Here is an 18,647-nt window from a genome sequence, read left to right on the forward strand (position 1 = left end):
AGCTTTTGGAAACTTCTCAACACAATGAAATAAAAGGATTTATTTCAGGAAATGTCCACATATTGACCACATCAAAACTTGAGCCCCTCAATTTAGGGGCTTTTATTTTGGAATTATTGAAGCGGCTACCAAATTGCTAAGTCACGCTTATACTCAATAAAATTAACAATATAATATAGTAAATATTGTATAAAAGACTTGTCATTTGGAGGAACATGCATGAGCATAACAAGCTTTAACTTTGCATAGATTTATACTTAATGATTGCTTCGATATATTTTTCGAATCCCAACCTCTTAACCTCATCAATAAACCTTTTGTTTCCGACAATAAACTTAGAAGCTTGTATAGTATCATAATAATAAGAACTTAAAATTACAAACCTCAATATATCATAATCTGTGGAGTTTATTAACCATAGATTATACTCTAAAATGGACTCATCACTAATATCGCCCCTTGCATATTCAGTTTCTAACATCTTCAACAGAAGATAAAACTGCCTTACCACGGGGAATATATTCTCCTTGAAACCATTAGCATTCAGAAATTCAGTTTGGTTATTTGAAAATATTGCATCTTCCATGATTTTTAGGATTTTTTTTCCGTCTATTCTCTCTTCACCATTCAGGTTAATCGTTAATTTATCAAAATTATTCTTAACCTGTCCAATCATGCCGTAGAATCGATCTTCAAATCTTTTAATTCTTTCTCTTTGCTCCAAAAGTGAATTGTGTTTTTCCTGATAAATTGAAGTTTTTATTAAAATACAAATAGTGATGAAACTAAGGATGGGATTCAGCACTCCACCAAAGAAATCCCCAAACTGCCCCCATTGCTCACCACTTGGTGAAAGACTTCTACTTAAATGAACAAAGAACCATCCTACATATGACGAAATCAACAGCAGTATAAAACCTGCAGTAACAAAGATTATGTACAGCCAAAACCCCCGTTTCATGAAGGTTCAACCTCATACACCACATATTTCACTATTTCATTTGACTTATTTCTTTTAGGTTTTACCGATAGTGTTATGTTTACCCGTTCTTCATCAGCGACTGCTGTGTTTGCTGACAGGTTTCGAGAAATCTTCTGCTTATCAGCACCTTTTACTTTACTGTACGCACCAGCAAAGCCGAATGGAATTGTCGAATTGTCCCCATTAACTAATAACCTTCCATTACCCGTAAAAATATTAAATCGTGATATTACAGCTTCAATTTCTGTTATATCAGCATCCTCGGTCAATTCAAAAGCATTTCCATACGTTGTTTTATTGACTTCAAATAAAACAAATTTCTTCGCATCGGTCAATCGATACAACTTTACTGAATAGTCTTTCCTTATTGAAAGCGTATGCATATCTTCTACCCAAGAAGATATTCTTGTAATTATTTTGCTTTCGATAGGCTCAAGTTTTTTTATATGCTTATCCGCTTTTTTTGAAAGTTCAGGTTGTTTTGCGTAAAGCACCTCATTAACATAATATGTAATCAACTCTGCTAATACAGAATTACTCATTCTCTTGAGCTTCAATTCTTTGACAGGGTCATTAATTTTCAAGCGAAATTTTTGTACATACGAACCTAAAAAACCCTCTAACAACTCGGTACGTATATCGTCTGCAATACTACTTTTAGATTTAAATTCCTCAGGTTCTGATAATGCCCCCTCAGAAACAGCACTAATAGTCGAAGAAAAACCTTTCATGGTGTCGAGGGCGTAGTTCATATCGACCAAACTCTTACCAGACTCAACTCGTAACAAAAAATCTATCTCATTTGGTAGCGTCATGTGATTTATCCTTAAAAATTTCCTTAAGAATAATCCTTAAATGCAAATAAATGAAACACAAAGTTACAAAGTCACGTCAAACACGAAAAAAACCATTATAATCAATGGCATTCAATGCAGCCGCCTACTTAATTTTAAGGTTTTCCAGAGCCCCGAGCAAAGTATCTCTTACGCGGGCTTATTTTTTTGAATTAACGCACTGAAATAAAAGGATTTATTTCTGGTCACGTCCACACATTGACCACATCGTGAAAAAGCCCTGCCATGTCCGGGGCTTTACTTATTTAGTATTTGAATGACACAATGAATTTCAAGCATTTGTTTAATATGGAAATTATTTTGAAAGTTCTGAAAACTACACTCCTACTCTCCCTCGTCCTTACGTCCTTTACCTCGCAGGCAGATGACGTCTCTACTCTCAAAAAATCACTCAAACCGTGGCAGCCGATCGAGGTTTCGAAAAGCAGTGAAACGCTGACAGTGACGCTCAACGAGAACCAAATTACCCCTACCGTTTACGATGCAATTATCAGCGCAGGTGCCTGCATGGCTATCTGGACTAAGGATGTTCCGGCTAATTACCTTAAGACTGTTAAAGAGTTGCACATTCTAAACAAGCAGAAGGCACAAGGTTATGTGATGGAAAACCCGCTCGATACCTGTAATGAAATGGGGAAAGAAACAGAAGTAAAAGCAAAAGGGATCATGCTTTCACATACGCGGCTTTTTAAGTAATCAGCATACAAAAAGCCCCGCATATGCGGGGCTTTCTTTTGGTCACTGCCAGTGCATTTGTTGCTGGCCTGATGATGTCGGGTGCGGTGCCGCTGGTACTACTACCCCCGGCGATACGATGAAACGCTCGACCGTCTCAGTGGTCACAAACGTCGCGCTGCAGTTGATGTTTGTGCACTGGTGATACCGCTCTTTGGTCGTGTCAGTAAAATAGCGACTTGTGCGGGCGTGAGCGGCAAAATGGCATTTTGGACAGTGAAACATGGCGAGCACCTCATTTAATTTCCGATGAGTTAATTTTACTCGCTTTATCTTTATATAACAAACACTTAAAAACAAATCACTGCGTTAATTCTTCGCTTTCGTACTCCACGTCCGCAACCTTAACCTCAAGCTCTAAGCCCGTCGTGTAGCCGCTCCCGTTAAGGTTATGCACCACCCGGCTGATTATCCAAGCCTGCTCGTCTATGACGCGCTTAAACCCTTTCACCGCGATGGGCGTTTCAGGAAATAAATCTGCCCGGCCAATCGCCAGCGAGATTGAAAACTCCGCGACGCCTCTCTGCAGCTTGTCCCACTTCGCCTGAGCGGCGCGCATGGCCTGCGCCTTTGTCGCGTAGATGGTTGTAAGCTCCAGCACGTTGTCAGCCTCACCGGCCATGTACTCGCCCTCGCGCGCTTCCTGCTCTTTTTTGGCTTTAGTCTTTGCCGGGGCTTTGCTCGCTTTCGGGTGCTGCAGCGCTCGGAGGTGCTTCTCTTTGGGCTTACGCTTGAGCTTCACCTTTTGCTTTTGCGGCTTCGGGTCTTTGGTGTGCAGCCATTTTGCCGACACGCCTGTGTAGGCTTCCCGGTCAGCAATGGCAAACTGATGACGATCGCCGTCGCCGCGCTCAAGCGTCATCTGCGGAATGGGCTTTCCGCTGGCCGTCTTACCGCTCCCCGCTTTCAGGAATAACAGTTTCCCCGCTTTTACCGAAACCGCCGCCCCGTTCCGGTCAGCCATGCGGGACAGAAACACCGCGTCGGATTCCTGCGACTGGTCAATGTGAGGCACGGCGACGGCTTTCAGCGTGTCGGCCACGCTGGCCTCCAGCTTATTGCGTGCCGCAATCGCCTCCACAATTTGCCCGAGCGTGGTGTCATGCCATGACTGTTCCCGGCGCGAGTTCAGCGTCCCACGAAAATCGGCGCTTCGCCCCCGGATGGTCAGCGTATCAGGTGCGCCCCTGTGCTCGATTTCGTCGACCGTGAACGTCCCTTTTTTTATCAGCGCGGATCCCTGCCAGCCTAACCACAGCGTCAACGTTGCGCCGCGCGGTGGCAAAGCTATCTGGCCGTCAGTGTCATCGAGCTCGATATCGAGCTGGTCGGCCTCGAATCCGCGATTATCGGTCATGGTCAGGCTGATAAGGCGGTCACTAAAATCCTGGGTGATATCGTCGTTATCGAGCTTGAGCATAAACGCCGGGGCAATCTTCGCCCCGGCCTGAATATCCATTCCTGTAATCATCCTGCCAGCCCTCCCAGCCAGTCACCGGCAGACGTGACCAGATTGTCGGCCTGCGTTTTCAGGTCGCCATAAATGGCCGCCAGCGATTTATCGACCCGCTTAAGGGAAAGGCTAAACTCGATTTTTCTCGCCGCTCCGTCGCTGAATAGCTCGGTGTGGGTGTGCGTCACTTTGTCGATGACATACATGCCGTGGATCATGCCCGTTCCGTCAATCAGCGGCCACGCACGCCCCTCGTCGGCCATCAGCTCGATGGCGGTCAGTGACAGGCGTCCGCCGGTAATTTCGGGATAGAGCACACCCGACAGCGTGCGCGTGGTTTCCCCCTCCCCGAGATACTGGTAAGCAGGTGGCTTGCCGATACGGTCGTTTGACGCCCAGCGGTAATCCTTCGAATACTGCATGGACTGATAGGGCAGCGTGCGGCGCTCAAACACAAACAAACCCAAAACCATTAACATGCTTTATCCCCCTCAGTCATGACGCATACTTGAGCGCTGACGCGCGCGGTTTTCCCGGTCGAATTTATCGACAGCCTCACGCAGCCGACGGTCGAGGTCGCTGCCCGGCGCGATGCCACCATTCAGGTTGATGTTATATTCTGGCTTGCTCTGGTCGACGTAAGTCTTACCAGTAGGCGCGGTAACTGGCTGATATGCCTGATAACCGCCATATATTGAGGTTGTCGGAATATAAGATTTATTTTGCGAGCCGGTGGCGGCATTGGCTTTTACGGCCTTCTGGTCAAGGTCGCTCGATTCTTTATTGATAACCCCGAGCTTTTCCAGTAACCAGTTAACGCCGGTACGCAATGTATTAAAGCTTTTGAGCGGTAACATCAGCGCTTCGGCCAGCATCTTACCGAACATCACACCCGCATTTTTGCAGCTGTTGAGCGTCTCCTGCGTCGATTTAACCGGTGCGATCAGGTCTTTAAACCACTGCCACGCCGCTTTAAGTTTGTCACCCAGCCAGTCAAAAACCGGCTTTAACGGTTCGAATAACTCCACTACAGGGGCAAAAGCCTGCTTTATCCCCTCCATTACGCCTGAGAAAAATGCGCTTATTGGCTCCCAGTATTTGCGGATGAGCAGCGCACCGGCGATGATGGCAACGCCAATAGCCACAATCGGCCAGGTAAGCGCCCCGAGCACAGAGACAATGGCCGCCCCCATTGCGGCCAGATTTGCACCGAGAACACCGGCAGCGGCCATAATCACATTGAAACCCGTTATCACCGGCCACGCTATCAGGCCAATCCCGCCCAGCACGCCAATCAGCGCCAGCCCACCACCAACAATTAACCCGATGGTTGACGCAAGTGTTTTGTTATTGGTGATCCAGCCGTCGAGCTTTAATACATATTTCGTGGCGGTTTTAGTGAGCTCACGCAGTGAGCCCTCCTGCTGGTCAAACAGGTCAGTACCAACGGCCTCATAAGCTGACTGAAATTCTTTGAAATCGCCGCCGAGGTTGTCCTGCATGATTTTGACCAGCTCAGCGGTTTTCCCGTCCGAGGCTTTAAACGCCGCCGTGAGCTGGTCGAGCTTGCCGCTTGAGGCAGCGGTCATCAGCACTGCCGCCGCCGAGCTGGCTTCCTCACCAAAGATGGTTTTCATGTACTCGCCTTTCTGGCTGGTTCCGAGATTGTTTTTCTCAAAACTGCGCTGCATTTCTTTCAGAATGGCAAATATCGGGCGCGTGTTGCCCTTGCTGTCAGACGTTTTAACGCCGAGCTCTTTGATGGCCTCGTATGCCTTACCGGTCGGAGCCTGCAGGCGACTCAGGACGGCACGGCTGCCCGTTCCCGCCATCGAGCCGGTGATTTTGGCGTCATGTAGCGCGCCGACCATTGCGGCGGTCTGCTCGATACTGACCCCGGCATTTTTTGCCACCGGCGCAGCATACGTCAGCGCGTCGCTCAGCCCGTCAAAGTCAGCGGCCGTTTTGTTCATCGTCATCGACAGCACGTCGCCGATGTGTGCGATCTGGTCGTTTGACATCTGAAACGCGGATTTCATACCCGTCAGCAGCGCGGCGTTTTCTTCCATCGAGCGCCGGTTAGACAGCGCCATATTCAGCGTGACCGGCGTCGCCGCCTGAATCGCTGCGGCATCCCCGCCGCTTTTCGCAATGATAATCTGCGCGCTCGCCGCATCATCTGCAGACGCGGCAGTATTGTCCCCGAGCTGGCGCGCCTGTTTGCGCAGCGCCTCCATTTCGGGTGATTGTTTTTCTACCCCGAGCACGGCCTGCAGCTCAGAGTTTTTCTGTGCAAACGAATAGCCAGGCATCAGCAGTTTCACCCCGGCCATTGTTCCCGCCGTGGCAATACCGACGCCCGCCGCGCCTGCCCCTGCAGCGCCTCCGGCAAGGGATTTACCGGCCTGATAACGCTCTTTAACGCGACTCAGTCGCGCCTGCTGCTGGCTGACCCGAGCCAGTGCCTCGCGCTGCCGGTTAAGCTGAGCGGTCGTCTCACTGATGCTGGTTTTCAGGCGGCGCTCATCCGCCGAGAGAGTACGGGTGTTAATCCCTGCCTGCGCGAGCTCGGTGCGCTGGCGCTGTACCGACTGCCTGAGGCTGTTGTATTTGAGCTGCAGGTCAGCGGCGGATTTCTTTGCCGCCTCCATCGCCCGCGCCTGCGCTATAGTGGGGTTTTCCGTGTTTTTAAACTGGACGGCCAGCGCGGCGGCTTCCTGTTTCGCCTTGTTAAGCGACTGGCCGGTCACGGCAAGCTGTGCGCTCGCTTTCCTGAATCCGTCAATCCGGGACGCCTGCGCATTCAGATCGCGCAGGCTGTTCTGAGAAGTGCGGATGTCGCCGGCAAGGGTCTTGCTGGCAGTCTGGATAGCTTTAAGCGGTCGGCTTGCCCGGTCTACTGCATTCAGCAGTACCTCAATCCTGACGTTATTGCTCATGGTGGTGTCCGCTTCGCTGCAGCGCCTTTTCGCGCCATGTGATGAGCTCGGTCACGCTCAGGGAATTCAGCTCTGATGGCGGCCAGTGAAATATCACCGCGATATCCGCCATCAGGTCATCGACCGAAAGGTTATCCGGGAAGGTCAGCGAGCCGAAGATGGCGACAAAAAACCGACCACCTTACCGGCGAACAAAATCAGGTCTGACGCTTCCAGACGCATGACCTCATGCTCGGTCAGCGCCGGGTACGTCATACGCGGCAGCACCTTAATCAGCGCATCGACGTCCGAGTTTGCCAGCGAGGCCAGACTCACACCGCGCAGGGTTCCTGCGTTGGGTTTAGTCACGGTCACCTGTTCGATTTTCTGCTCACCGCGCATGACGGGATTATCGAGGATCACAATGTTCGGATTTTCGTTTTCGGTGGTGGCGGTTTCGTTGATGTTTTCCATGATGTTGCTCTCTTTGAGTATGAGTAAGTGACCGGCCAGCCTGGCTGACCGGTAAACGGGTTACAGGCCAATCGCCCGGCGATGCTCTGCGAGACGGTCGACGCCGTCGACTTTCATCACCATGTTGACGACGTCAATCTCGATGACCTCCTTGCCGTCGATCGTGAGCTGGTAGTACGAGCATTCGGTCGCGATTTTGGTCGTGCCGCTTTCGCCCTGTTTGTTTTCGCCGCCGTCGTACTCCTTGTGACGGCCACGCATGACCACCTCAACGGCAGAAATTTCGCCGGTGTCGTCGCGCTGGAATGAGCCGGTGAAGCGCAGCGGCACGCTGTCGGCACCCGGTGACGCGTACTGCGCCCACAGAGCGACGTCAGGCAGGCCGCCCAGCGTCCACTCAAGCGACAGCGCGTCGTCGTCGAGGCCGAGGTCAACCGACACCGAGCCCGGCATCCCGCCGCCGCGATATTTTTCAAGCTTGCGGGTCAGCTTTGGCAGGGTGACGGATTCAACGACGCCCATGTAGCTGAGACCGTCGTTAAACATATTCAGGTATTTCAGTTTGCGTGGTAACGCCATGCTCTGAGCTCCTTAGCTGTTGACCGAGTCTGACAGGTCTGCCAGATAGGTATCGGTGATGCGCTGGCGCAGGGTCAGGTTTTCCAGCGGCGGGACGGGGGTGTAGTCGTAATCGATATACAGCTTCCCGGCTTTCAGTGTTTCCACGGTGTTTGACTCCGGGTCGTACCAGCAGGAGCCGTCAACGATGTAGCCGTTGTTTTTCAGCTCGCGGAATTTGGCATTGATACCGGCGACGATGTCGCGGATGAGCGTTGCGGAAACGGGCTTATCCATCGCCCACGCGTGCGCCTCCGCCATCGTGTCGGCCAGCACCTGCGCCGTGCGGGTGTAGTTTTCAAACACGAATAACGGATCGTCCGAGCAGGTGCGGTTGCCCCAAAACTTAAAGCCGTCGTTGCGGATGAGCGTTGTCACCCCGGCCTGATTAAGCAGGTTGGCGTCGGTGGCCTGCTCCTGCAAATCCCATGACACCGAGGCACTGACGCCGGTGACGCCATTAACGCCGACGTTGGACAGCGTTTTGTGCCAGCCGGTTTCCTGGTCGATTTTGGCGCGCAGGCCGAGCGCGCGGGCGGTCGCCCATGCAATATCGGTTTCGTTCGCCGTGGTGTCCCATGCCAGAAAATCAGGGTGAATGACCATCAGCTCGCGCTGGCTGAAGTTTTCACGGTATTTGATGGCGTCGGAAATGGTCTTGCAGCCCCACGCGCTCACGTAGCCGAACGCGCGCAGGCTCTGGCAGGTCGACGCAAGCGCGGTCGCCACTTCCTGAGAATCCAGCCCCGGCACGCCGAGAATACGCGGCTTAACGCCGGTGACGGTTTTCGCCGTTAACAGCGCTTTCAGCCCGGTGTATTTGCCGTTTTCGTCGGTCGTGCCGATGATGTTGGAAATAGTTTCTTTCTGCGCCGCTTCCGGGTCTTCCGGGTCGTCGATACCTTCGGGAACGCGCACCACCACAATGACCGGCTTGCACTGGTCGGCGATGGCCTGCAGGGATTTTGACAACGTGCCTTTTTTACCGGCCTTACCGATCGCCGTTTGCACGCTGGTAATCAGTACCGGCTCGTTTAAGGGGAATGTCTTTGCGTCAGCATCGCTGGCCGTGCAGACCATGCCGATGATGGCCGTCGAGACGGTGGAAATGGTGCGCGTGCCATCATTAATCTCGATGACCTCGACGCCGTGATGATAGTCGCCCATCTGTTTAACTCCGTGGTTAGGGGGTGCGACTATTTTCTGTTGTGTGTTCTGCGGGTGCGATGAAATGGCGTTGGTGGAGGGATAAAACAACAAACAAAAGCCCTCCGGGTGGAGGGCTTCGGTAAATCATTTAAAACACGGCTAACTGACTAAAATCGCAGTCTCAGGCAATGGCGGCCAGACCGGTTTTTTAACATCGACCCGACTCAGAAGCACGCGGTACTTTTTCCACCCCTGCAAATTTGCTGTTTCTTCGTCTGTCGCCATGTTCAGCTCTACCGCATCCTGCAGCGTGGCGATGACGTTATTTGCCTGAGTCAGCAGCTCCAGTTTTTTGCGTTGTGTCTCTGCCTCATAATCCACCGGCGCGGCAGTAATTGCGCCATCAACACAATGAAACGCGCCGCCTAATGCTTTTTCTCCCGCTGCGGTAAAATCATCCGGCACATTCTCAGGCGCGACTTCAACGACAATCTGATTAACCGGAAAAATCGTGCTCGCGTCATATGAAAAATGAATGATTTCTTTCGAGTCAGGATTGAAAGAGACTTTCAACGTTTCCTTTGAAAGTGTCTTAAGCCACTGATACCAGTCATTGCCGTTTTCGTCTTTCAGAAAAACAATATTCATTTCCGGTGATTTGGCAATGTAATATAATTCGAGTTCCTCCGCCGAAAGTTTAGCCACCTTCGCCGCAGTATATTTCCCCCATTTTTCTAATGGGTCATATTGTTTAAACACTCCAGATTGCATTGTCATTAGGCCACCCAAGCTGTGTACCAGTTTCCGCCGATGTTATATTGGACATAACGATATTGAACCGCCGTATAGTTTGTTTTTTGTTGCACAGCGGTAACAACCGCACCATTTGGTGCATAAGCAAAAGCATTATCGTTATTCCCGTTATCTGCCGTTCCCAGTGAAGCAAGCCTTATTCCGCCTTGCAGAAAGTTAGCGACTGTCCAGGCTTGCGTTGCAAAGTTCCCGTTAACCCATGCAGTTGTTGCATAAGGACTCAAATCCTGCTGTGGTGGCTGATTATTGGGTGAATAGACCCTCACGCCCGGAGTATCGTAAACACCTGCACCAGCTACTACTTTGTCACCTGCGGAAATTGCACCTGATGATATTAAATTTCCATCTTTATCTATTCTTAGTCGTGTATACCCGTTGTGCTGAAATACTAAACCGTTTGTACCCTCTCCATTGTCGCGGGTGATGCCAATTGAGAATTTATGACCGTACCAGTTAAACTCAACACCTGACACAACCCCGCCATTGGCAGCCTGCATATTATAGAGAGCAGACATGTTCGATTCTGTTGGTATGGTTTCGACTCTTCCGAGTCCGAAGGTGGCGTTATAATTACCACCATTTACAGCAACCGCACCAATATCCGAAGGGGCGGGTTTGTTTGCAGTGTCATACTGCTTTGCCCATGGTGTCCATGTTCCGTTATAAAAAATTCGGATATATGAACGTGAATCTACATATATCCGGTAAACCTGCGTGATTCCGGCGTGTTTATATACCTCTAGCGATCCGGCAACTGACTCAGGATAGTTTCGCCCGGTTTGCGCCTGCGCATTTGAGATCTGATAATACAGACCTGCCGTAGTGATGCTATTCAAATCCACAGCATTCCCAATTTCCACCGCCTGACCGTTGAAAATATCCTGAGCAGTGATTGAGATATCCTGAGACAGCTCACGCCCGTTAATCTTGCGCGTGGATGGTACGCGGCCATTCGCATTTTCATTCGCCGCTTTGACCGCTTTAGGCGTGGCCGCCAGCGTCTCAGACGTGCTGTCGGTGGCGCTACTGAGCTGGACGATACCCTTTTGCGCCGTGGTCGCGTCCTGAGCCGTGTATTTGCCGTTAGCAAGGTCATACGCCGTCTTGACCGCTTTCGGCGTCGCAGCGAGCGTCTCAGACGTGCTGTCGGTCGCGCTACTGAGCTGGACGATACCCTTTTGCGCCGTGGTTGCGTCCTGAGCCGTATATTTACCGTTAGCAAGGTCATACGCCGTCTTAACCGCTTTCGGCGTCGCGGCGAGCGTCTCAGACGTGCTGTCGGTCGCACTGCTGAGCTGCGTAAACCCTTTTTCCTTAAGCGTGGCGTCAGGATGACGGCGGGACTGCTCATGCTCTGCGAGTTTACCTTCGACATAGTCCTGCGTTGCCATCACCGTTGAGGTGTCAATCGTCAGCTCGACTGACTCGATATCGCTTACCATGATGACCATACGCACGGTCTGCGCGCGGCCTGACCCCTCAGCCAGCTCCGGCTTGTAGCTTTCCGCCATGTTGCCGACGGCAATCAGCGTGCCGGTGTCGTCATAAAGCCCCATTTCGCGCATCCAGAAACCGCCGGTTTCTGGCGGAATGAGCAGCTCCGCGATCACATAGTTTTGATTCTTGTTGTCCTGGCTGATTTTGTTCAGCGTATGGCGCCAGACTTCATTGACGAGCTTTGTCTGGCTGGCGTCAGGCACCGGCAATGTGCCGCCACCGTCGCCGATGGCCATCGCCGTAAAATTCACTTTTTTCCCGTTCGGGACGGTCGCTGCAGCAAGCTTAATCGCACCGGCTTTGGTGATGACCGTTTTATATTTTACCGTCATGGTGTTCTCACTTATCCGGGTAAACCGTGATGATGTCGCCGTCATACGTCAGCGCGCCGGTGTAGAGATAGCCCGGCACATCCTGAATAATGTTGAGGCCGATAAGATGGCGGCTGGCTGGCTTTGCATCCGCAATGAGCCGCTCCATCTCGTAATACATTTCCTCGGTGATGCCGGTCTCTAACACACCGATATCGAGGCGAAACGTGCCGGGCGGGTCGTTCGTTTCCCACCACTCGGACACGTTAATCAGGTAGCCGAGCGGCTCCACCACGCGACGCACCGCCCCAATCGTTCCTTTGTGCGCATGAATAAACCACGCCGCGCGGATCACATCCCGCTTTGTGGCCTCCGGCCAGTTCTCATCCCAGCGGTCAACGGAAAACGCCCACGCCAGCCACGGCAGCAGATTTGCCGGGCAGTCGTCAGGACTCCAGAGGCGACGCAGCGGAACGGGGGTATTTTCAATCTCAGCGCAGGCGCGCGCCGCCGCCACCTCAAGCGGTGACGAGCCCACCGGCAGCAGGCGGGTATCATTCATCGTTGCCCCCGATAGTCACGCTGTAATCGCTGCACCATGACGCCTGCGTGTCATCGAGCACGATGTCGGCCACCGGTTCGGCCAGCTCGACGCGCTGCACGCCCTCGACGTGGAGCGCGGCATAAATCGCTGATTTGCGGATATCGCGCCCGAGCCGGTGCTGCGCGGTGATATACGCCTGCAGCTTAGTTTTCGCCGCACTGAGCACCGGCTCGCTTTCGGGTCCGGGATAAAGGTAAAGGGATGCGGTGATTTTATAGTCGACAATGTTCGCCGACTGCACGGTCACGCGGTCAGCGACCGGCCTGACGTCCTCATCGTTCAGCGCGGTGCGCACGATGGCGAGCAGCTCGTCAGACGCCACGCCGTTATTTTCGCGTGACAGCACCGTGACCGTGACACACGCTGGCGCGGGACTGATGACCGAAATATCGGCGACCCGCCCGTCAGCGCTGCGACCGTGAAACTGATAGGAGCCGGTAGAGCCTGCGGTACTTAGCCCCTCGAATGCCTGTTGAATGCGCAGACGGTAGTCGGTGTCCGACTCCATCACGGCAGGCGTCGGCGGTAACGTCGTGTCGTCTGCAGGGGTGATGACAAGGCGCTCGACGTTGTAATTTCCGCCTATCTGGTCGAGGTCAGCGCCGGTGGCGTAGGCCAGCATGACCGCACGCGCGGCCTCGTTGACGCGCTGTCGCCAGATAACTTCCCGGTAGGCGTTTTCCTGCAGCAGCTTCACCAGCGGCTCGGACTCAAGCGACAGCGTGCGCGCGACGGCGTCCTGCTGGTCTTCCGGGTACAGCGAGACGAGCGTCGCCTTTCGTTCGCTCAGGATGGTTTCATAGTCCAGTTCTTCCACGACGTCTGGCGCGGCGAGCTGGTTAAGGTCAACAATTGCCATAGCGTTTAACTCAGTGGAATGGTGAGTGAAAAAGGCTGGCCGCCGGTGGAGCGCGTGCCGGTGATATCGACATACAGCCCGCCGTCGGTCTCCGACCGTTCAAAGGTGATGGTCGAGAGATTTACGCGGGGCTCCCACTTCTGGATCGCGGAATAGCACGCGGCCATAATCTGCAGGCGCAGCGCCGGGGTCTGCGGCTGGTCAATCATGTGCGACAGGAGCGAACCGTATTCACGGCGCATCACGCGCGACCCAACCGGCGTGACCAGAATGTCGCGTACGCTTTGCCTGATGTGCTCAACCTCAGAGATACTGAGGCCGGTCCGGCTGTTCATTCCCAGATAACGCACCGTCATTGCGTCCCCTTAGTCCAGCTTCCGCCGCTCTGAACGTTGCCGTGCGCGTGGTTATCCACCTGCACGCCGTTTGATTTCAGTGTCCCGCCGGTGTGCTCGATGTTCCCGGACATAGTCCCGCCTTTCTTCACTTCGAGCGTGCCGGTCGTCAGCTTGTTGGTACACACCACCTCCGGCGTATCGAGCGTGATACGGCTCGACGCTTTCACCAGCACCACCGGCACGGTGGCCGTAATGGACTCAGACGCGGTGACGTCGGCGGTTTTAATGCCTGACACGGTGAGCGCGCCGTTTTCGGGTTCGTACTCGATAACCGCCCCGTCAGGAAAGGAAACATGAAGCGCATCAGGGGAGGCAGACGGCGCGGGATGGTCATCCGAGAAAATGCCCGGCAGCACAAAGGCCGTATCGAGCTCGCCGCCGATCGCCAGCAAAAGCACCTGCTCGCCAACGGACGGAGCCCACCATACGCGCGCGCGACCTGCGCGACAGGTAAGCCAGTTCAGCCATGTGGTTTCCATGCCGCCGGTCTGGACGCGACAAAGCCCCTCGTCGTGGTCGACGTCGGTCACGATGCCGGTGCGAATAAGGTTGCGGATCGCGCGTGCGATTTCCTGCAGAGAATTTAGATTTTTCATGGGGAAAGGATGCCGCCGGGCGAGTCCAGCGGCAATTAAGAGTGGTTTGATGATGTCTGAGACAACGGCTCTTAGCTCAACAAAATTGAGAAAATTTGGACACTACCATGGGAGCATCCTAAGTTGACTTTAGGATTTTAAAATCAGTCTTCTACAGTAGAACTACGGGTTGTCAAAATGTTATATTTGAAAAAAAAGCAACAAGGAAAACCTGAATGTTTGACTCAATAGTTTTAAACCGTTCAATTGATGGTCCAACATTAACAATTGGCGAAATTGCGGAAGCCTTAATATTCTATCAAAACGTTCACATTGTAATTGACACATCAACCCTTCTTGGCCTAATCAGAGAAATCGGCAACCACAACGTAATAAAACTCCTATCTTTACCAGACATTAAAACCACCTTTATAGAAGAGTTTGTCGGAGTATACGCCGGAGACTCATATAATGGGCGAGAATACGCCCTAATAAGCGCATATTTCTCTGGAAATGAAATCGAGGGAGAAATCAAAAGCTGGAAAAAAAGATTAGCGAACATGGTGTCAAGGCAAGGTTACAGTAAAATTGAATCAGAAAATTTTGTTGAAAGATTCAAAAACCACGTAACTTTAAAAAAACTTGCCAGCGACCACTTTATTAAAGGTGGGATAATAGCCGCTGCGCGTAGTGATTTGGATGACAGTGATTTTGTCTCGTCCGCAGCACGTATTATAATAGAAAATCTTTTACCTAAAGAAGAGATTCCATCCGATATTTTCTACAAGATTCATCCAACTCGTGAAACCTTCCAAATATCAACAAATATCGACTTTGAAAAAATAAATCAATTCAATGCTGAAAAAATCCCTACACTTGGTGAAACAACCCCTTCCAGCATCGCTGCAGGTATACTTAGCTCCTCATACGGGCTTGTTTTGGCCGCACATTACGGCGGTGACTTCCATACATCATTGACTGATTCAAAAATAATTCAGTATAAAAACAAACAGCTGCTATCCAGGACAAACACTAATCGTAATAACCTCAACCTTTTCCATGAGATAACCTTAAAAGACTGCCCAAATATATCATCCATAATAAACAAAAAAGAACGATCTTTTGAAGAGTTCTTAGAACTACTAGCAAAGGCCAAAAAATTTAAAAACTGGTTAAAAAACAAATCCCCTGATAGAAACCTTCTTTCTGACTATATTGATGATATTTCAAAAACAGGATGGCTAGGAAATGGTTATGGTAAAGCAATACGTTATATAGTAAGCACAGGCGCAGGACTTATTGACCCAATTAGTGGGCTTGCAATATCCGCAATCGACACCTTTTTATTAGACAAACTTAGTGCGGGCTGGAAACCAAATCAGTTCATCTCAGCGAGATTAAAACCTTTTGTAGATGTAAATGATGAATTTTAAGGAGATCATGAGGCTTTATTTTACAAAGCCTCTTAAAGTTTTGAGCACCAGACCACTAATAATCTAAGAAAGATGTTTTATAAGTACACTTTCAATCAATATTTGATCTGTTGGGTTAAATCCGAGTAACTGGCGCTCTGCATACTGCACGTCGCGGCTATGGGAGTTAGGGCGGTCTTTTAGCCCGAGCTGATGGACACGCGCGATGCGCTGTACCTTGCCGGTAAATTCCACCACGGCGGTGTTTTCACGGCCAGTGGCTTTCATGTACCGGCTTGTGCGTAGCTTCTGGAACATCGCCCGCTTAATCCGCCCGGTCTTAGACCTGAGCGGCTGACGCTTTCGCGCCTGATACGGCGAGCCGTCAGGGGCTTTTTGCTTTTTGATGCGTTGCTGTTGCGATTTACGCAGCTCCTTTGCTATCTCTCCGGCCAGCTTACGGCGTGCAGCCGGTGACAGGGCAGCAATCAGACCATTGAGCCGGTCGTCAAAAGGCTTAAATTCACTCATCCCATTTGCTCACCAGTTCGCCGTTGATATAGAGCTCTTTAGGCCGGGTGACGGGCTCCGGCAGCGGAGGCTCAGGGGAATAGCTCACGTGCAGCGCACCGTTTTCCTCTTTGATAAGGGTTCGCTCGGTGAGCTGCAGGCTGATGCTGATATCGACGCTGTCCCCGTCGTTCAAATCCATCTGGAAACGGTAGCCCTTTTTGCGGCCGTCATCGAGCGTGCAGATATCCGGCTGGTTTTCCCTGAGCCATGCGGCCACCGGCACGAAAATCAGGTCAGGGTCGCCCACAAAGTCACACACGATCACATTCAGGGTGTAAATTTTCTCATGTGAGAGCGAGGCCGCGAGCCGCGCATCGATATTCCCCTCATCGGCAAAGATGCGCATCATTTCGGGGTTTGTTTCAAGCTGCGGAACGGCTTTAATCAGCGATTCGCGCAGGCTGCGTGCTTTCTTCATCGAGTTTATCCTGACAGTCTTTGACGGTTTCAACCTGCAGCGCGCAGGCGGCCAGCGCGTGCTCAAGCCTGCGAATATCGGCGCTCAGGTCGCCATTAGTGGCCGGGTCGCTTTCCGGCATCGGGCAATAGCTCACCTTCGGGCAGGCGCTGTAAACAATGACCGGCGGAGGCGCAACCGGCGCGGGTGTGCAGCCGACGCACAACATCAGGCAGCTCAGCGCTGTACCAGCGGCGTAGGGTTTCATTCTCATTTATCAGCCTCGTAATGGTTTCTTCACGCCGCACGGCCATCGCACCGGCGGCCAGCAGTTCACCGCGTAGACTGACCTGCGCGGTTTCATTTCGCCTGGCTATTCCCTGCGAAACTGAAAGCTGATTTTTCAGCATGCCGATCGCGGTTTTTTGTTCGGTCGCGACCCTGTTTGCCCGTTCAAACGAGCGCGTCAGGTTGCCGTTTTCATGACGCTGCCAGAGCACAACCGCCATCAGCGCGACCAGTAATAAAAACATCACTTTCATTCAATCCCCCTGAGGCAGTAAGCACGCTCGCGCGCGCGGCGGTTTTCAAGCCCCTTGTTAATTTCGCCATTCACGTAAACCCAGCGGGTGAGCTGGTCGCACGCCTGCGGCCATTGCTGGCGTTTGATATACGAGACCAGCGTCGACCGGCAGGCCGCGCCGGTTCCCACGTTGAATGAGAAGCTGACCAGCGCGTCGTAAACCTGCGGCGGCATTTTCACCGGTGCGCAGACCGCCAGACGTTTCTCGACGTTCAGCACATCCGCGACGAGATTCGCCGCCGCCTGCCGCTCGGTGATTTCGCCCTTTGGCACGACGCCTGCAGTGTGGCCGATGCCCGACGTCCACACTCCCGCGCTGCACTGGTAAGGCGTCAGGCGACAACCTTCGAGGTCGGCAATCAGCGCCAGCCCCCCGGGCGAGGTGTTAAGCAGACGAAAGTCAGGCACCAGTGCTGCCAGCGCCAGCACGGCGGCCACACTGCACTTTTTAACGATTGATTTCACGAATAGCCCCTTTATCGAGTCCGAGAGACGTCAGATAGAGATAGGTTTTGCGCTTAAACCAGTAGTTCGTCAGCGCGGTAAAAATGGCGCATCCGCCGCCCACGTAAAGCGCCATCTTTTCGGGCGACATTGCCCCGACATACGCCAGCCCCACGGCCAGCCAGTAGGCGATAAACGTGGTGATTTTTTCCATACTCAGTCCCATAGATTCACCGTTTCGGTTCTGGCCGCGCTGTCGGTCTCGGGCAGCTCAACTGCCGTGCCGTGCGGCAGGATCACGCCGAGCTCAGACAGGCCGGGATTTGCCTCTAAGACGGTTTCGACCACGCCCTCGGTGCGCCCGTAGTACCGGGCGCAAATCGCGTCGAGGGTGTCGCCCTGCAGCGCATAGGCTTTCATCAGATTTGCCCCACAATGCAGCGCGCTTTGTCCTGGATGCGCGCCACAGACCAGCGCATATCCCGCCACATTTCATCGATAGTGCTGTCGATGCTGTCGGCCTTTTTGTCCCCTTTGGCGGTCGCATCCACGCCGCGAAAACGCTCATACAGCGTGGCCGTCGTCATCGAGCACACGGCGTTGAAGTAGTGGAAAACGCGCACGCTTTCGCCGTCGAGCTCGTCGGTCGGGACATCAGCCAGCGTGGCGTAACCGGCATCGAGCTGACTTTCGCGCCAGTCGCTCAGCTCCGCGTTAGTCTCCGCAATGGCGGTCTTAATTGCCCGGCGCAGGCGCACGGGGGAAACGGTCTGCTCTAAACGCATTTCTTCCCGCACGCGCTTCGGATCCACGTCAGGAAAAAACGGGGTGTTTTTGATTACCGGCTCGCTCACGCCCGGTGGCGGTATCACCACGCCCGGCACATCCTGCGGCTCTTTTTTTTGCTCAATAATCAGCGTCGTCATGACAACCTCGGGTAATGGGTGGGCGGTGGACGCCGGTCGCAGTCAGGGCAATTGATACCCGCATTGACCGGC

At 52.5% G+C, this 18,647-nt stretch carries 26 protein-coding genes; 2 read left to right on the forward strand and 24 right to left on the reverse strand.

The genetic code is table 11. The features are described 5' to 3' along the window. Positions 1–235: 235 nt before the first annotated feature. Positions 236–961, reverse strand: coding sequence for a hypothetical protein (locus tag L462_RS16155; protein ID WP_032678184.1), 726 nt, complete (start codon positions 959–961; stop codon positions 236–238). Then, positions 958–1,797: a hypothetical protein gene (locus tag L462_RS16150; protein ID WP_032678185.1), complete on the reverse strand. Its 840-nt coding sequence runs from the start codon at positions 1,795–1,797 to the stop codon at positions 958–960. The genes L462_RS16155 and L462_RS16150 overlap by 4 nt, the downstream gene beginning before the upstream one ends. A 339-nt stretch (positions 1,798–2,136) precedes the next feature. Here L462_RS16150 and L462_RS16145 point away from each other — a divergent pair, with 339 nt between their 5' ends. Then, entirely contained in the window at positions 2,137–2,532 is a 396-nt protein-coding gene (locus tag L462_RS16145; protein WP_255358177.1) for a hypothetical protein, read from the forward strand. 42 nt (positions 2,533–2,574) lie between these two features. Here L462_RS16145 and L462_RS24250 read toward each other — a convergent pair whose 3' ends face one another. From L462_RS24250 to L462_RS16095, 14 genes are all read right to left on the reverse strand, one after another. After that, on the reverse strand, positions 2,575–2,796 hold the full coding sequence (locus tag L462_RS24250) for a DNA-binding transcriptional regulator (RefSeq protein WP_032665565.1): 222 nt from the start codon (positions 2,794–2,796) through the stop codon (positions 2,575–2,577). A gap of 76 nt (positions 2,797–2,872) precedes the next feature. Continuing rightward, the gene (locus L462_RS16140) at positions 2,873–4,042 is read right to left on the reverse strand and encodes a phage late control D family protein (RefSeq protein WP_032678186.1); all 1,170 of its coding nucleotides are present in this window, start codon (positions 4,040–4,042) and stop codon (positions 2,873–2,875) included. Continuing rightward, positions 4,039–4,503 carry a phage tail protein gene (locus L462_RS16135; protein WP_023333118.1) on the reverse strand — a complete coding sequence of 155 codons (465 nt, stop codon included), beginning with the start codon at positions 4,501–4,503 and terminating at the stop codon, positions 4,039–4,041. The genes L462_RS16140 and L462_RS16135 overlap by 4 nt, the downstream gene beginning before the upstream one ends. A gap of 12 nt (positions 4,504–4,515) precedes the next feature. Further along, positions 4,516–6,963: a phage tail tape measure protein gene (locus L462_RS16130; protein WP_032678187.1), complete on the reverse strand. Its 2,448-nt coding sequence runs from the start codon at positions 6,961–6,963 to the stop codon at positions 4,516–4,518. Next, the gene (locus tag L462_RS0123425) at positions 6,953–7,111 is read right to left on the reverse strand and encodes a GpE family phage tail protein (RefSeq protein WP_240326290.1); all 159 of its coding nucleotides are present in this window, start codon (positions 7,109–7,111) and stop codon (positions 6,953–6,955) included. Before L462_RS0123425 ends, L462_RS16130 begins: the two co-directional genes overlap by 11 nt. Further along, on the reverse strand, positions 7,108–7,416 hold the full coding sequence (locus L462_RS16125; protein WP_032678188.1) for a phage tail assembly protein: 309 nt from the start codon (positions 7,414–7,416) through the stop codon (positions 7,108–7,110). The genes L462_RS0123425 and L462_RS16125 overlap by 4 nt, the downstream gene beginning before the upstream one ends. Positions 7,417–7,476: 60 nt before the next feature. Beyond that, a complete protein-coding gene (locus L462_RS16120; protein ID WP_032678189.1) occupies positions 7,477–7,995 on the reverse strand; it encodes a phage major tail tube protein in 519 nt (172 codons plus the stop codon). Positions 7,996–8,007: 12 nt separating this feature from the next. After that, positions 8,008–9,201 (reverse strand): phage tail sheath protein, encoded by a 1,194-nt coding sequence (locus tag L462_RS16115; protein ID WP_032678190.1) that lies wholly within the window; start codon positions 9,199–9,201, stop codon positions 8,008–8,010. A 141-nt stretch (positions 9,202–9,342) separates the two neighbouring features. Then, entirely contained in the window at positions 9,343–9,960 is a 618-nt protein-coding gene (locus L462_RS0123430; RefSeq protein ID WP_050595738.1) for a tail fiber assembly protein, read from the reverse strand. After that, positions 9,960–11,825 (reverse strand): tail fiber protein, encoded by a 1,866-nt coding sequence (locus L462_RS0123435; protein WP_255358178.1) that lies wholly within the window; start codon positions 11,823–11,825, stop codon positions 9,960–9,962. The genes L462_RS0123430 and L462_RS0123435 overlap by 1 nt, the downstream gene beginning before the upstream one ends. Positions 11,826–11,832: 7 nt before the next feature. Continuing rightward, positions 11,833–12,366, reverse strand: coding sequence for a phage tail protein I (locus tag L462_RS16110; RefSeq protein WP_032678191.1), 534 nt, complete (start codon positions 12,364–12,366; stop codon positions 11,833–11,835). Beyond that, positions 12,359–13,267, reverse strand: a complete 909-nt coding sequence (locus L462_RS16105) for a baseplate assembly protein (protein ID WP_032678192.1) — start codon at positions 13,265–13,267, stop codon at positions 12,359–12,361. Before L462_RS16105 ends, L462_RS16110 begins: the two co-directional genes overlap by 8 nt. A gap of 5 nt (positions 13,268–13,272) precedes the next feature. Next, positions 13,273–13,623, reverse strand: coding sequence for a GPW/gp25 family protein (locus L462_RS16100; protein ID WP_032678193.1), 351 nt, complete (start codon positions 13,621–13,623; stop codon positions 13,273–13,275). Next, the gene (locus L462_RS16095) at positions 13,620–14,261 is read right to left on the reverse strand and encodes a phage baseplate assembly protein V (protein ID WP_032678194.1); all 642 of its coding nucleotides are present in this window, start codon (positions 14,259–14,261) and stop codon (positions 13,620–13,622) included. The genes L462_RS16100 and L462_RS16095 overlap by 4 nt, the downstream gene beginning before the upstream one ends. Positions 14,262–14,476: 215 nt before the next feature. Between L462_RS16095 and L462_RS16090 the strand changes: the two genes are divergently transcribed. After that, positions 14,477–15,673 carry a hypothetical protein gene (locus L462_RS16090; RefSeq protein ID WP_032678195.1) on the forward strand — a complete coding sequence of 399 codons (1,197 nt, stop codon included), beginning with the start codon at positions 14,477–14,479 and terminating at the stop codon, positions 15,671–15,673. Positions 15,674–15,736: 63 nt separating this feature from the next. Here L462_RS16090 and L462_RS16085 read toward each other — a convergent pair whose 3' ends face one another. From L462_RS16085 to L462_RS16050, 8 genes are read right to left on the reverse strand one after another with little or no spacing between them, the layout of a single operon-like run. Then, entirely contained in the window at positions 15,737–16,183 is a 447-nt protein-coding gene (locus tag L462_RS16085) for a phage virion morphogenesis protein (RefSeq protein WP_032678196.1), read from the reverse strand. After that, complete coding sequence (locus L462_RS16080; RefSeq protein WP_032678197.1) at positions 16,176–16,643, reverse strand: phage tail protein; 468 nt, start codon at positions 16,641–16,643, stop codon at positions 16,176–16,178. Before L462_RS16080 ends, L462_RS16085 begins: the two co-directional genes overlap by 8 nt. Further along, on the reverse strand, positions 16,606–16,851 hold the full coding sequence (gene lysC, locus L462_RS25380) for an Rz1-like lysis system protein LysC (RefSeq protein ID WP_255358180.1): 246 nt from the start codon (positions 16,849–16,851) through the stop codon (positions 16,606–16,608). Before lysC ends, L462_RS16080 begins: the two co-directional genes overlap by 38 nt. After that, complete coding sequence (lysB, locus tag L462_RS25475) at positions 16,739–17,164, reverse strand: Rz-like lysis system protein LysB (protein WP_032678199.1); 426 nt, start codon at positions 17,162–17,164, stop codon at positions 16,739–16,741. Before lysB ends, lysC begins: the two co-directional genes overlap by 113 nt. Then, positions 17,161–17,670 (reverse strand): lysozyme, encoded by a 510-nt coding sequence (locus tag L462_RS16065; protein ID WP_032678200.1) that lies wholly within the window; start codon positions 17,668–17,670, stop codon positions 17,161–17,163. Before L462_RS16065 ends, lysB begins: the two co-directional genes overlap by 4 nt. Further along, positions 17,654–17,875, reverse strand: a complete 222-nt coding sequence (locus L462_RS16060; RefSeq protein WP_001354073.1) for a hypothetical protein — start codon at positions 17,873–17,875, stop codon at positions 17,654–17,656. Before L462_RS16060 ends, L462_RS16065 begins: the two co-directional genes overlap by 17 nt. Further along, a complete protein-coding gene (locus L462_RS16055) occupies positions 17,866–18,069 on the reverse strand; it encodes a tail protein X (protein WP_032678201.1) in 204 nt (67 codons plus the stop codon). The genes L462_RS16060 and L462_RS16055 overlap by 10 nt, the downstream gene beginning before the upstream one ends. Next, on the reverse strand, positions 18,069–18,575 hold the full coding sequence (locus L462_RS16050; protein WP_032678202.1) for a head completion/stabilization protein: 507 nt from the start codon (positions 18,573–18,575) through the stop codon (positions 18,069–18,071). Before L462_RS16050 ends, L462_RS16055 begins: the two co-directional genes overlap by 1 nt. Positions 18,576–18,647 lie beyond the last annotated feature (72 nt).

It is taken from the genome of Enterobacter sp. BIDMC 26 (genome assembly GCF_000534435.1).
In the GTDB taxonomy this organism is placed as follows: Bacteria; Pseudomonadota; Gammaproteobacteria; order Enterobacterales; family Enterobacteriaceae; genus Enterobacter; species Enterobacter ludwigii.